Genomic DNA, 13,194 nt, shown 5'->3' with positions numbered 1-13,194 from the left:
CCGGGAACGACTCCCCGGTGGCGCTACGCTTACCGGGGCTACAGGCCCGTGCCGTTGTGTTGCCGGGCAAGGGGGGTTATCCCGCGGCCCGGGAACGGCTCCCCGGTGGCGCTACGCTTACCGGGGCTACAGGCCCGTGCCGTCGTGTAGTAGGGCAAGGGGGGTTATCCCGCGGCCCGGGAACGGCTCCCCGGTGGCGCTGCGCTTACCGGGGCTACAGACCTGTGCCGTTGTGTAGTCGCGTAGCCCGGCTAAGGCGTTGACGCCGCAAGCCGGGGCGGTAGGGTGTTGAATGACTTCGCCAGCCATGAGGCGACGTCATTCCAGCTGCCGCGGAAGATAATTTTTTCCGCTTTTTTGTTCAGCTGATAGCGATACATCGGGTCGTAGTACTCTTGCAACAGCGGGACCAGCCAGGCAAAATGGGCATCGGTAGCGGCACCTCGCCGCTGCGCAGCCAGCGCCCCGTCAAGCAGGGCGGTAAGCCGGGCAAAACGCTGTAATCCCAGGCGACGGCGAATGGCGAACAGGCCGTGATGCAGATATTCACTGTACGCCTGCCAGCCTTCCTCTTCACCGTAAGCATCAATAAAATCACGGTGCATACGGTCAAAATACTCTTCCCGCAGGCGCTCAAGGCGAATCTCAAACGGGTCTTCGACTACCGCCAGCGGCGATTGCGCCATACGCTCACGCAGGCATTCCGGCAGGTGGTTGGCGCCTATCATATGTCCTTCATCTTCCAGCACCCAGCGACGATGCTGCCCGGCTTTTTTCAACATTGCCACGGCCAGGTGGTTTTCAAACGTTGCCTGGGCATGCTGTTCACGCAAGGTGCGGCCGAACGACGAGCCGCGATGGTGGGCGAGCCCCTCAAGATCGATACCGTCGGGGCGGGAGCAGACCAGCTGGGTCTTGCCGTTGCCGGTACAGCCGCCGATTAGCACGATCGGCCGTTGGACCAGCTCTTCGGTGAGTTGGATGGCGACCTGGCGCAGTGCCTTGTAGCCGCCGACGATCAGCGGGTACTCGATGCCGGCTTCATGTAGCCACTGCTGTACGATGTGCGAGCGCTGGCCGCCGCGGGCGCAGCACAGATAGCCCTGCGGATAACGTAAGCAGGCGTCGCGCCATGCGGCGATACGCTTTTCCCGCACCTCGCCGTTGACTAACCGATGGCCCAGCGCTAAGGCCGCGTCCGCGCCATGGCGTTTATAGCAGGTGCCGACGGCGGCACGTTCGGCGTCGTTCATCAGCGGCAGATTCAGTGCCGCGGGAAGTGCGCTTTGGCGGAATTCGATCGGGGCGCGGACGTCAATGATTGGCGTGTCCGCCGTGAGAATGGTGCGGTAATCCGTCCCATTTTTCATGGCTCATCCTTCTGAAGTCAAACTGACAGCGTCTTTTAAATAAGAAAATCGTTAAAGCAAGGAGGGGATTCTACGCGCCATAATCTCTGCCGGGGAAGGGCGAAGATCAATTCCCCGGCAAATAGCCGTTTTCATGCGGGCGAACGGGCGGCGGATGCGCTGGCCGCCCGAATGGGTCAGAGGGTTACGCCAGCTGGGATTGCGCCCAGAAGATACCGCTGGCGTACTCTGGCGGCAGGATAGGTTTTAAGGCTTCCAGCGTGGCGCTCAGGCGGTCGGTATCGCTGTCGGTCAGGTTAAGGTGACCCACTTTGCGTCCCGGACGCACCTCTTTGTCGTACCAGTGCAGATGCACCAGCGGCAGCTTCAGCCAGTCGTAGTTGAGATCGGTACCGATCAGGTTGATCATCACCGAAGGGCTGTTCACGACCGGCGGCGGCAGCGGCAGGCTGGTAATCGCCCGCAGATGCAGTTCGAACTGGCTGATTGAGGCCCCGTTCTGGGTCCAGTGACCGCTGTTGTGCACGCGCGGCGCCAGCTCGTTAATCAACAGGCCGTCAGCGGTGACAAAACACTCCATCGCCATCACGCCCACGTAGTTCAGCTCGTGCATAATGGCGGAAAGCATGCTTTCCGCCTGGTCCTGCTGGCGGGCATTGGCCTGCGGGAAGGCGACGCTGGTACGCAGAATGCCCTCCTGGTGCAGGTTGCGGGTGAGCGGGTAGAACACCGTGCTGCCATCCTGCGCGCGGGCGCCAACCAGCGACACTTCGGCGGAAAAGTTGATGCCTTGCTCAACGATGCATTCGCCATAGTTCTCTTCCGGCAACTGCGCAATGTCGTTTTCGCGCAGTCGCCACTGGCCGCGACCGTCGTAACCACCCACGCGACGCTTAACGATAGCCAGCTCGCCCAGACGTGCGAATACCGCCGGCCACTCGTTTTTATCTGCCAGCAACTGCCACGGCGCGGTGGCGAGCCCAAGCTTATCAAACAGCTGTTTTTGCGTCAGACGGTCGGCAATGATCGGGAACACATCGCGGTTAACAAACGCCGGGTGGCGCGCCAGTTCACGCGTGAGCGCCGTTTCCGGCCAGCGTTCGATTTCGGCAGTGATCACGCTTTGCTGAAACGGCACCGCTTCAGGATCGGCTTCCAGGCCGACTGGCCAGACGGCGATGCCCAGCGGTTCCCCGGCCTGACGCAGCATCCGGCCTAGCTGGCCGTTGCCAAGGATGCAAACCTGTTTCATGCCGCACCCCGTGGGTCCGGATTCTCCAGCACCTCATCGGTCTGGGCCTGACGCCAGGCGCTCAGGCGCTGATGCAGTTCAGCGTCGTGCACTGCCAGAATCTGCGCCGCCAGCAGGGCCGCGTTGGCGGCGCCGGCTTTGCCGATGGCCAGCGTACCGACGGGAATTCCGCGCGGCATCTGAACGATAGAGTAGAGACTGTCTACGCCGCTTAGCGCCGCGCTTTGGACCGGCACACCTAACACCGGCACCAGGGTTTTCGCCGCAATCATGCCCGGCAGATGCGCCGCGCCGCCCGCACCGGCAATAATCACCTGGTAACCGTTGCTTTCCGCGCCTTCGGCAAAGCTAAACAGCTTATCGGGCGTCCGGTGTGCGGAGACCACTTCAACATGGTACGGAACGTTCAGGGCATCAAGGATTTCTGCGGTAAATTGCATGGTAGCCCAGTCGCTTTTGGACCCCATCACGATGGCGATACGCGCCGAATTATTGCGGGAAGACATGCGTCTTAAAACTCCTGTGGGTGTGCTTCACACTGCTTTAGAGGCCACAGAGAATAACATGATCTTTCGGCAAGGAAAACGGTTGCGTCACCGGTGATGGGGGGAAAATGCGCGGGAAATTAAAACGGGAAGGAGATCAGTTCAACGTTGTCTTTGCTGACTTTGACCATCGACCCTTCGCTGTGCCAGGCGCCGAGGACCACGCGAAACGCCGGCTTGCCGTTGGCCTCTAACGGGTGGACGTCAGGGCGATGCGTGTGGCCGTGAATCAACCACTGCACCTGATGTCTTTCCAGCGCCTCGACCACGGCCTGAGGATTGACATCCATAATTTCCAGCGACTTGCTGCTGTTGGCCGCTTTGCTGTCGGCGCGCATTCTGGCGGCGATGCGGCGGCGAATAAACAGCGGCAGGGCAAGGAACAGACGCTGAATCCACGGGGTATGGACTTTGGCGCGAAAAGCCAGATAGCCCGGATCGTCGGTGCAGAGCGTATCGCCGTGCATAATCAGGACCCGACGACCGTACAGGTCGAGCACTTTTTCTTCCGCCAGCAGCGTCATCCCGCAGACGAGTGCGAAGCGCTGGCCAACGAGAAAGTCGCGGTTGCCGTGAACAAAATAGCAGGGCACGCCTGATTGCGTTAATGCGTTGATTGCCGAGGCGATTTGCTGATGCAGCGGGTTCGGATCGTCATCGCCAATCCAGGCTTCAAACAGGTCGCCAAGGATATACAGCGCATCCGCCTCGCGGGCTTCGCCGGCTAAAAAGCGCAGAAAACCGGCGGTGATCGCCGGTTCTTCTGTTTGCAGATGCAAATCCGCAATAAACAGTGTCGCCACGAATTACTCGCTGACGGTGACGCTTGTGATCACAACATCTTCTTTCGGCACATCCTGATGCATGCCGCTGCGGCCGGTAGCCACCGCTTTGATTTTGTCGACCACGTCCAAACCTTCAACCACTTCGGCAAATACGCAGTAGCCCCAGCCTTGCAGGTTTTCACCAGAGAAGTTCAGGAAGTCGTTATCGACAACGTTAATAAAGAACTGCGCGGTGGCGGAGTGAGGCGCCTGAGTACGGGCCATGGCCAGAGTACCGCGGGTGTTTTTCAGACCGTTGTTAGCTTCGTTCTGGATCGGGGATTTGGTGGTTTTCTGCGCCATTCCCGGCTCAAAGCCGCCACCCTGGATCATAAAACCGTTGATAACACGGTGGAAAATGGTGTTGTTGTAGAAACCTTCGCGGCAGTAATCCAGGAAGTTTTTAACTGTTTCCGGCGCTTTGTCGTCAAAGGTTTTGATGACGATATCGCCATGATTAGTGTGGAAAGTAACCATTTTTGCATCCTGTTCCGATGATTGTGGTGCTTAAACCCAACGTTGGGCGTGACATAGGGGGCTGTTATAGCATAACCGCCGGGTTCGATCACCTTGCATTGTGTGCTGCTTCGGGGTTGAATTAAGGTTAGAATACGCGACTTAATATTCACACACGTCTACACGGAATCTTCGATGTTAAAAATTTTTAATACCCTGACGCGCCAAAAAGAAGAGTTTAAACCTATCCATGCCGGGGAAGTGGGCATGTACGTGTGTGGAATTACCGTTTACGATCTCTGTCATATCGGCCATGGCCGTACTTTCGTCTCTTTTGACGTGGTCGCCCGCTACCTGCGTTTTCTCGGCTATAAGCTGAAGTACGTCCGCAACATTACCGATATCGACGATAAAATCATTAAGCGTGCGAATGAGAACGGCGAAAGCTTTGTCGCGCTGGTCGATCGCATGATTGCCGAAATGCACAATGATTTCGATGCGCTGAATATTCTGCGTCCGGATATGGAGCCTCGCGCTACCCACCATATTCCCGAGATTATTGAAATCACCGAACAACTGATCGCGCGCGGCCATGCGTACGTGGCGGACAACGGGGATGTGATGTTCTCGGTACCGACCGATCCGAATTACGGGCAGTTGTCGCGCCAGGATCTCGACCAGTTGCAGGCCGGCGCGCGCGTTGATGTGGTTGACGTCAAGCGCAACCCGATGGATTTCGTGCTGTGGAAAATGTCGAAAGCGGGCGAGCCGAGCTGGCCGTCCCCGTGGGGTAACGGTCGTCCTGGCTGGCACATTGAATGTTCGGCGATGAACTGCAAACAGCTGGGCAACCATTTTGATATCCACGGCGGCGGATCGGATCTGATGTTCCCGCATCATGAAAACGAAATCGCCCAGTCTACCTGCGCCCACGATGGCGAGTATGTGAACTACTGGATGCACTCCGGGATGGTGATGGTTGACCGCGAGAAAATGTCAAAATCGCTGGGCAATTTCTTCACCGTGCGCGACGTACTGAAGTACTACGATGCGGAGACCATTCGCTACTTCCTGATGTCCGGCCACTATCGTAGCCAGCTGAACTACAGCGAAGAAAATCTCAAGCAGGCGCGTTCTGCGCTGGAGCGTCTGTATACCGCGCTGCGCGGAACCGACAAATCGGCAGAGCCGGCTGGCGGCGACGCCTTCGAAGCGCGCTTTATTGAAGCGATGGATGACGATTTCAACACGCCGGAAGCCTATTCCGTGCTGTTCGATATGGCGCGTGAAGTGAACCGTCTGAAGACGGAAGATGTCGCTGCTGCTAACGCCATGGCCGCACATATGCGCAAGCTCTCCGGCGTGCTGGGGCTGCTGGAGCAGGAGCCGGATGTCTTCCTGCAAAGCGGCGCGCAGGCTGACGACGGCGAAGTTGCGGAAATCGAGCAGCTGATTCAGCAGCGTCTGGATGCGCGTAAAGCGAAAGACTGGGCCGCTGCGGATGCCGCGCGTGACCGTCTCAATGAGATGGGGATCGTGCTGGAAGACGGCCCGCAGGGAACCACCTGGCGCCGTAAGTAAGCGATAGACCACTATAGCCCGCTGCCATTTTGCCCAAGAGTGCTTCGCAGAATGGCACAGCTTAGTGTATGTCTCAGGCCTGCGCTTCGCTGAGCAGGCGTTGATTTATGTAGCCGATGGCCTGTTCAGGATCCATCATTTTATTCAGCACGTTGGTTATCCCCTGGCCGATAATGGTTTCCGCATGACGAAGGTTGAATAATTCCCCTTTTACCCCACGAGACTCGCGAATACCGGTGCCTGGATGGTCCTTCAGTAAATTAAACCATGGATAAAGATGCAAAATACGCTGGTTTTGATAAATGCTGCGATGGGCGCTGTTACCTCCCAGTAAAACCAGGTGTTGGGTCATTTCTGCGGAATAGAGCCAGTGGAAAAACTCTGTTGCTGGTCCCTTCTTACCGCTATAGCGCGACATCCCCAATGAACCACCACCGAATTGCGGCATATTACCCGGTACCGGCGCATAGCCAATCGAGGGCGATAATGGGCTGTGAGCGACGTCATTGAATAAGTTCATGTACATGATCAGCATCGCCAGTTGCCCCTGCTCAAACTGTGCCACTGATGTACTCCACCATTCACTGTTTAGGTTACTGGTGACCGCCAGTTGTGCGAGATATTGATCTAGCGCTACGATGGCCAGTTTGGGCTCCAGATGAACCGGTTTGCCGTGATGTACCAATCGTCCGCCGAGGGCGTAGTAACGCAGCAGGTATTCGCTGGCTATCAGCCCTGAACTGCCTAAGGTCGTTGCTGTGCCAAGCGGACGCTGCGGGTCTCCGTCTTGATGAATGGCGGTGAAAAAAGCGGAAATCGCATCGAATTCGGCAAAGGTAGCGGGAATTTTCAGCTCTTTTCCCGATGCTTCATAGAACATGCGCTTGATTGTCGGGTCTTCAAACAAATCGCGACGGTAAAACAGTAGTTGGGTACTGGCATCAAAGGGTAACGAATAGGCTGTCCCCTCGATCTGGCTGAAATGATGGCTGATTGTTGGCGAAAAATTATCCAGCAGGGCGGGGAGTTCCGGCGAGATTTCTGCCAACGGTGTGAGCGATTTTTCCGCAAACCAGGGGAAGCACGCCATGTCGATTCGCAGTAGATCGTAATAGGGATGCAGATGCAGGTTCGAGAGGATCTCAAAAACTTCGTCATAGGGATAAACGGCGAGGTTCACCTTGATACCGGTCTGGCGATAGAAATGTGGCAAGAGCTTCCTCAGTGCATCGGTCGATGGGCTGGGCAGAATGAGCATGTTCAGCGTCTCTCCCTGATAGGGAGTGGATGAAGTTGGCTCGGCAGAAAGGGTGAATCCACGGTTGGTCAGGACTTGTTCGTAAGAATGTGACTGCGGTTGAGCAAGATAGCGGGCGATTTCCAGCCCCAGCCTCGCATAATCCATTTGATAGCAATACTGATTGGCGACGATCGCGGGTTCGTTATCGCTCAGTTGCCAGATCGGCGGGCAGGGACCTGCGCTACCCAACCAGGCCGCCTGGGTTAAACAGCGGCTTTTATCGCTATCTTGCGCCACCAGTATCTGCGGCGGCTGGTTGTCAAAAAAAGTAAAAGCGGCGGTGTGGCATTCGCTGGCCGGCGACGAGACCACCGTTAAGCGGGTTGATGGACTCAGTAGCGCCATCGAGTGCTTCAATGATTCGACAAAAGTGTGGCTATTAGTATAAACAAGTGGTTCACAGAGTAGTCCTACATGCCGTGGCCGTTGACGGGCAATGGCCTCAGTGATTGCCCGTGCCGCCTGAGAAAAATCGAGGCTAAATCTGACCTTCGCCTGCAAAGGATGACGATAGACAAACAGAATTTGCTCATCGGGTATCCGTAGCGTCTGATAATAAATGTCGCTGTCGTCCAGGCAAGAAACGGTGATCACGCTTTGGTAAGAGCGTGCTGCCAGGGTTTGCAGAATATTCATTTCAGCGGAAGGGAGATCGTCAGTGATGTAAAGATCCAGATCGCCGGCAAGAGATGAGCGTAAGGACTGCTGTAATCCTCGATAAAGCTGGTGATATTGTTCGCTATTGAGATTGGGTAAGATCAGCGCGATACCACGGCTTTTACTGGTGCGCAGGGACTGAGCCTGGGCGTTGAGCTGATATCCCATTTTCTGTGCTGCCAGTTTGACCGCTTCAATTTTTTCGACACTGACATTGCCGCGTCCATTCAGAACGTTGGAAACGGTGCCGTGTGAAACTCCTGCCAGCTTTGCTATATCCTTGATAGTCGCCATTTTAATCATCACGTTGACTCACCTGATTCGATGCTAACACCAGCATGGCGACTCTGCTATTTCATTTTCCATGATGCCTTTTTTTTGGATCGTTCCATAATTTATTGTCGATTATTAATACTAATAGATCGAGGTGTAATTTGCATCGCTGTGATACCGCCTGGACAGGAAGGTAGGGAGATGTATGTTATTAATTTATTGATATTGTTTGATTTAAATAAAATAACTTGAAGTTTGTCACTAATGTTATTCATGTTTATTGTTCGTTTTTTATTCTTAATTATATTATTGATACGTTCCAATTTCACCGGTTCGCAATGACTGAGCCGAGTGTTAAAGGGCGATAAATCAGTAATTAACTGAATAAAAAGGATAAAAAATGAAGATACATTTTCTGGGATCGGCTGCCTCTGAAGGGATCCCGAATCCGTTTTGCCGCTGCGAGCATTGCCAACAGGCGCGCGTCCTGAAAGGAAAAGACATACGCACCCACTCCTCTGCAATTATTGATGACATCATGTTAATTGATGTCGCCCCGGAGTTTAGCCAGCAGTTGCTGCGTGACGGACTCGATGCTGCCGGATTGACCGATCTGCTTTTTACCCATACTCATCCCGATCATTTCAATGTCGGTGAGCTGTTTAGCCGGATGGAGGGTTATGGTTTTAACATCGAACATCCACTGGAAATTTTTGGGAATGACCGTGCCATTAACGGTTGTGCCGCTGTTCTGCCGGGCTACAGCAAACAGCGTTTTGCTTTCCACTGCCTGGTGCCCTTTGTGACTGTAGAAAGTCACGGTTATAAGATAACTCCTCTGCTGGCTAACCATGCCAATTGGGAATTGTGCTACGTGTACGTCATCGAAAAGGACGGGAAAACAATATTCTATGGGCATGACTCTGGCTGGTTCCCACCACTCACCTGGCAATGGTTAGAGGGGAAAAAGTTAGATCTCACGATTCTGGAGTGTACTTACGGATGGAACGGCGATGATTGTACCGACAACCATATGAGCCTTGAGACGGTTTTTGCGGCACAAGAGAAGCTTCGGGCTATGGCGTGTTTGCATACTGAGAGCCAGGTTGTGGTCTCACATATTTCCCACAGCGGCAAACTGTTGCATGAGGATTTGATGGCCGCCTGTCGCGATAAAAATGTCATCGTCGCCTATGACGGTCTGACCATTAATCTATAAGGGGCGAGATCATGGATTTTAATAAAACACCTCGTCTGTTGATCATGATGTTTGTGCAGTACTTTATGCAGGGCGCGTGGAATATGACGATGGGCCTGGTGCTTAGCACCTATGGCATGGCGACAATTATCGGCTCTTCTTATGCCCTTCTGGGACTGGCGACGATCCTCTCGCCATTATTTATCGGTATGGTGGCAGATCGCTTCTTTGCTTCCCAGAAGGTGATGGCAATCTTGCATCTGATTAATGCTGGAGTGCTCCTGTGCGTACCTCAGTTCATCGCAGCACATAACACCACCATGACGTTGTTGCTGATCTTCTTCGTCGGTTTATTGTTCTACCCGACAACCGCATTGGCTAATAGCATTAGCTTTAGCCACATTAACGGCGTGAAGTATTTTCCACTCATTCGCGTTTTCGGTACTTTTGGTTTTATGGCGGTTGGTTTCATCATCGGGCAGATGGGGTACTCAGGTGATACCATGACCTGGTATATTGCATCGGCTTCTGGTATCGCACTGGGGCTGTATTGCTTTACCCTGCCTGATACTCCGCCAAAAGCCAAAGGGAGCGCTTTTACCCTGCGCGATCTGCTATGCCTGGATGCACTCTCGTTGTTTAAGGATCGCAACTTCGCCATTCTGATGCTGAGTATATTTGTGTTGATGATCCCTAAAACGGCTTATTCCGCCTATATCCCGGTGTTCCTGAAAGCCCTCGGGTTTAATAATGCGGCTTCTATGATGCAGGTAGGGATCGCCTGTGAGGTCATTTTTATGTTCCTGCTGTCCTTCTTCCTGTTGAAAGTTGGTTTTAAGGTAACCCTAATGATGGGGGCGGTATGCTGGATCATTCGCTCGCTGTTCTTCTCGCAGGCGGCACTTGATGCCAATATGATGTTTGTACTGATTGGCCTGATGCTGCAAGGTTTTTGCTGGGATTTCTTCTTCACCGTTGGCGATATCTACGTTGACCGCAAAGCGCGGCCCGAGATAAAGGCCCAGGCTCAGAGCCTTCGGTTTATCGTTTCTAATGGTTTTGGCCTGCTATTCGCTTCGACCATCTGCGGGCAAATCTTCAATAATACCGTGACGGAACAAGGATCCCAGGCATTACCACAGTGGGAGAGCTTCTGGTTATTCTCAGCGATGATTGCCGGCGTGGTTTCGGTCTTCTTCATGATTTTCTTCAAAGATGATTTATCTAAAAAGAACGCCCCGGTAGAGATTAAACCGCTTAAAGCCTGGTTCGCGCGCAAGGGGCCGCGGTTATAGGAAATAAACATGGATAGATTGTTATTTCTGCTGGGTGATTTGGGGCCGCTTAGTCTGGAAACCATAGCCAAGATAGCTGCGGCATTTGTTCTGGGGGGCGTGATTGGCCTGGAGCGAGAATCGAAGGGAAAACCCGTCGGCTTCAAAACCTGCGTGATTATTGCGGTTGCCAGCTGTGTGCTTACAGTGGTGTCCATTCAGTCGGCAGAGTACTACGCGGAGATTTCTGTCAATATTCGCAGCGATCCGATGCGTCTGGCGGCGCAGATTATTAGTGGCGTCGGTTTTTTAGGGGCCGGGGTGATTTTGCACCGTCGCGACGATGCGATTTCAGGTCTGACTACCGCAGCGATTGTTTGGGCCTCGGCGGGTGTAGGCATAGCTTGTGGCGCCAGTTTCTATTTACATGCGCTGCTGGCGACGGCATTGTTCCTGCTGGCGATAAAGATCAGCCCATATATTGTTTTACTGCAGGTTGCGCATCAGCATCTGGGGAAGGTGAAAGTTCGTTTGATACTCAATGAGAAGGCAGGGCTGCCGTCATTAGTGGCCAGGCTTAACCAACAAAGAAATCTTATTGATGCGATGACGATTCGCGACATCAAAAAAAACAAAATTGAAGTTAATCTTAAATTAACGGTAAGAAAGAGGACGACCTTGCATGAGCTCTACAGTATGTTGCGAGATATCGATCATGTGAGCGCCGTGGCCCTCGAACAATAAGCCTTTAGTCCCAAAGATACCGGGCTCATATGAGCCCGGTATCTTTTCAGTTGGGTCAATCAGTCAGTAACGGTCACGCTCTGACCTTCAAAACTCACCGTCTGACCGGCGACGATTTTGCAGCGTTTGCGGGTTTCTACCGCGCCGTCAACCTTCACCAGACCCTCGGCGATCGCTATTTTGGCCTGCGCGCCGCTCTCACTCCAGCCTTCGAGCTTCAGCAGATCGCACAGTTCAACGTGTGGGTGTTTGCCCAGAGAAAAATTCGCCATCTCAGGCCTCCTGAATATCGTGATACTCTTCGCACGCCTGCAGCGTGTTTTGAATGAGCGTAGCAACGGTCATCGGGCCGACGCCGCCGGGCACCGGTGTGATGTATGACGCGCGTGCGGCGGCATCTTCATAGACGACATCGCCAACCACTTTGCCGTTTTCCAGACGGTTAATACCGACATCCACCACGATAGCGCCTTCTTTAATCCATTCGCCCGGAATAAACCCCGGTTTACCCACCGCGACGATCAGCAGGTCGGCGTTTTCGACGTGATGACGCAGGTTTTTGGTAAAGCGGTGGGTGACGGTGGTGGTGCAGCCCGCCAGCAGCAGCTCCATGCTCATCGGACGGCCCACGATGTTCGATGCGCCGATAACCACGGCATTCAGGCCGTAGGTGTCGATATTGTAACGCTCAAGCAGGGTGACGATTCCGCGCGGCGTACACGGGCGCAGGCGCGGGGCGCGCTGGCACAGACGGCCGACGTTATAGGGGTGGAAACCGTCAACATCTTTGTCCGGGGCGATACGCTCCAGCACTTTCACGTTATCAATTCCGGCAGGCAGCGGCAGCTGTACCAGAATACCGTCGATAGTGGTATCGGCATTCAGCGTATCAATCAGCTCCAGTAATTCCGCCTCGCTGGTGGTTTCCGGGAGATCGTATGAGCGGGAGACAAATCCCACCTCTTCACACGCTTTGCGCTTGCTGCCGACATAAATCTGCGACGCCGGGTTGCTGCCGACCAGTACGACGGCTAACCCTGGGGCGCGTTTTCCGGCCGCAGTACGGGCCTTCACTTTTTCCGCAACCTCAGCGCGTACCTGCTGCGCAATCGTTTTACCGTCAATAATTTTTGCTGCCATCAGAGAGAGGATTCCATCTGTATCTTAACGAAAGGGGGATGTGGATATTTTGTCAGAAGCCAGCCTCGCTGTCAGTCCTCGTTTGAATTTTTATCCCTCTTTGACAAAATTAAGGGCTAAAGACACCGCGGTTTAAAGGGATATTTGGCGCATATAAGGGGAACTGGAACTATTTATTGTCGTCGAGCGCGATAAGTGCTGAAAACCGGCGCTGGATGAACTTTGCGCAACCTTTGTCGTATATGTAGGCAAGTTAGTTATGCCGCAGCAGTTTCATGGCAAAATGCATTGACTCACTGAGCGTTGACCGTATAATTCCAGGCGGTTTCACTCCATGAAACATCCGCATTTCAGTGCGCCCTTAGCTCAGCTGGATAGAGCAACGGCCTTCTAAGCCGTAGGTCACAGGTTCGAACCCTGTAGGGCGTACCATTCTCACTTATCTTAACGTCTCCTGAAATCTACTAAACCCAGCATACACGCGGCATTCGCCAATATCTCATTATCTCAACGTCTAGTATGGTCTGACCCTGACCCGAAATCCTGCGCCATTCAGAAACAGAATGCCGGCATGATCTAC

The 13,194-nt window shown here is 53.9% G+C and carries 12 protein-coding genes and 1 tRNA gene; 5 read left to right on the top strand and 8 right to left on the bottom strand.

All coding sequences use genetic code 11. From position 1 onward, the window contains the following. Window positions 1-251: 251 nt before the first annotated feature. The 5 genes from mnmH to ppiB form a co-directional block, all read right to left on the bottom strand. Complete coding sequence (gene mnmH / locus CWM52_RS25510; RefSeq protein ID WP_100686610.1) at window positions 252-1,370, bottom strand: tRNA 2-selenouridine(34) synthase MnmH; 1,119 nt, start codon at window positions 1,368-1,370, stop codon at window positions 252-254. Window positions 1,371-1,554: 184 nt separating this feature from the next. After that, window positions 1,555-2,622 carry a 5-(carboxyamino)imidazole ribonucleotide synthase gene (gene purK / locus CWM52_RS25505; RefSeq protein ID WP_100686609.1) on the bottom strand — a complete coding sequence of 356 codons (1,068 nt, stop codon included), beginning with the start codon at window positions 2,620-2,622 and terminating at the stop codon, window positions 1,555-1,557. Next, entirely contained in the window at window positions 2,619-3,128 is a 510-nt protein-coding gene (gene purE / locus CWM52_RS25500; protein WP_045854285.1) for a 5-(carboxyamino)imidazole ribonucleotide mutase, read from the bottom strand. The genes purK and purE overlap by 4 nt, the downstream gene beginning before the upstream one ends. Before the next feature lie 119 nt (window positions 3,129-3,247). Beyond that, complete coding sequence (lpxH, locus tag CWM52_RS25490) at window positions 3,248-3,970, bottom strand: UDP-2,3-diacylglucosamine diphosphatase (RefSeq protein WP_100686608.1); 723 nt, start codon at window positions 3,968-3,970, stop codon at window positions 3,248-3,250. Between the two features lie 3 nt (window positions 3,971-3,973). Beyond that, complete coding sequence (ppiB, locus tag CWM52_RS25485) at window positions 3,974-4,468, bottom strand: peptidylprolyl isomerase B (protein ID WP_100686607.1); 495 nt, start codon at window positions 4,466-4,468, stop codon at window positions 3,974-3,976. Between the two features lie 174 nt (window positions 4,469-4,642). Between ppiB and cysS the strand changes: the two genes are divergently transcribed. Then, on the top strand, window positions 4,643-6,028 hold the full coding sequence (gene cysS, locus CWM52_RS25480) for a cysteine--tRNA ligase (RefSeq protein WP_100686606.1): 1,386 nt from the start codon (window positions 4,643-4,645) through the stop codon (window positions 6,026-6,028). 73 nt (window positions 6,029-6,101) lie between these two features. On the opposite strand, the gene CWM52_RS25475 is transcribed toward cysS, so the two are convergent. Then, complete coding sequence (locus CWM52_RS25475) at window positions 6,102-8,279, bottom strand: extracellular solute-binding protein (protein WP_100686612.1); 2,178 nt, start codon at window positions 8,277-8,279, stop codon at window positions 6,102-6,104. 379 nt (window positions 8,280-8,658) lie between these two features. Between CWM52_RS25475 and CWM52_RS25470 the strand changes: the two genes are divergently transcribed. From CWM52_RS25470 to CWM52_RS25460, 3 genes are read left to right on the top strand one after another with little or no spacing between them, the layout of a single operon-like run. Further along, complete coding sequence (locus tag CWM52_RS25470; RefSeq protein ID WP_100686605.1) at window positions 8,659-9,477, top strand: MBL fold metallo-hydrolase; 819 nt, start codon at window positions 8,659-8,661, stop codon at window positions 9,475-9,477. Between the two features lie 11 nt (window positions 9,478-9,488). Next, window positions 9,489-10,751, top strand: coding sequence for an MFS transporter (locus CWM52_RS25465; RefSeq protein WP_100686604.1), 1,263 nt, complete (start codon window positions 9,489-9,491; stop codon window positions 10,749-10,751). Between the two features lie 9 nt (window positions 10,752-10,760). Beyond that, on the top strand, window positions 10,761-11,474 hold the full coding sequence (locus CWM52_RS25460; protein WP_100686603.1) for an MgtC/SapB family protein: 714 nt from the start codon (window positions 10,761-10,763) through the stop codon (window positions 11,472-11,474). 59 nt (window positions 11,475-11,533) lie between these two features. Here the strand turns inward: CWM52_RS25460 and ybcJ are convergent, their stop codons facing one another. After that, window positions 11,534-11,746, bottom strand: coding sequence for a ribosome-associated protein YbcJ (ybcJ, locus tag CWM52_RS25455; RefSeq protein ID WP_100686602.1), 213 nt, complete (start codon window positions 11,744-11,746; stop codon window positions 11,534-11,536). 1 nt (window position 11,747) lies between these two features. Beyond that, window positions 11,748-12,614 (bottom strand): bifunctional methylenetetrahydrofolate dehydrogenase/methenyltetrahydrofolate cyclohydrolase FolD, encoded by an 867-nt coding sequence (gene folD, locus CWM52_RS25450; RefSeq protein ID WP_100686601.1) that lies wholly within the window; start codon window positions 12,612-12,614, stop codon window positions 11,748-11,750. 355 nt (window positions 12,615-12,969) lie between these two features. Here folD and CWM52_RS25445 point away from each other — a divergent pair. Continuing rightward, window positions 12,970-13,046: transfer RNA gene (locus CWM52_RS25445), tRNA-Arg, on the top strand. Window positions 13,047-13,194: the final 148 nt, after the last annotated feature.

This window comes from Raoultella sp. T31 (genome assembly GCF_002806725.1).
Classification (GTDB): Bacteria; Pseudomonadota; Gammaproteobacteria; order Enterobacterales; family Enterobacteriaceae; genus Klebsiella; species Klebsiella electrica.
The sequence above is the reverse complement of the archived record's forward strand: the minus strand, read 5'-3'. Positions and strand labels throughout refer to the sequence as shown.

Bases quoted from the DNA above. Each gene is read 5' to 3' on its own strand.
- mnmH (WP_100686610.1), bottom strand. From the start codon at position 1,370: ATGAAAAATGGGACGGATTACCGCACCATTCTCACGGCGGACACGCCA.
- purK (WP_100686609.1), bottom strand. From the start codon at position 2,622: ATGAAACAGGTTTGCATCCTTGGCAACGGCCAGCTAGGCCGGATGCTG.
- purE (WP_045854285.1), bottom strand. From the start codon at position 3,128: ATGTCTTCCCGCAATAATTCGGCGCGTATCGCCATCGTGATGGGGTCC.
- ppiB (WP_100686607.1), bottom strand. From the start codon at position 4,468: ATGGTTACTTTCCACACTAATCATGGCGATATCGTCATCAAAACCTTT.
- cysS (WP_100686606.1), top strand. From the start codon at position 4,643: ATGTTAAAAATTTTTAATACCCTGACGCGCCAAAAAGAAGAGTTTAAA.
- CWM52_RS25475 (WP_100686612.1), bottom strand. From the start codon at position 8,279: ATGGCGACTATCAAGGATATAGCAAAGCTGGCAGGAGTTTCACACGGC.
- CWM52_RS25470 (WP_100686605.1), top strand. From the start codon at position 8,659: ATGAAGATACATTTTCTGGGATCGGCTGCCTCTGAAGGGATCCCGAAT.
- CWM52_RS25465 (WP_100686604.1), top strand. From the start codon at position 9,489: ATGGATTTTAATAAAACACCTCGTCTGTTGATCATGATGTTTGTGCAG.
- CWM52_RS25460 (WP_100686603.1), top strand. From the start codon at position 10,761: ATGGATAGATTGTTATTTCTGCTGGGTGATTTGGGGCCGCTTAGTCTG.
- ybcJ (WP_100686602.1), bottom strand. From the start codon at position 11,746: ATGGCGAATTTTTCTCTGGGCAAACACCCACACGTTGAACTGTGCGAT.
- folD (WP_100686601.1), bottom strand. From the start codon at position 12,614: ATGGCAGCAAAAATTATTGACGGTAAAACGATTGCGCAGCAGGTACGC.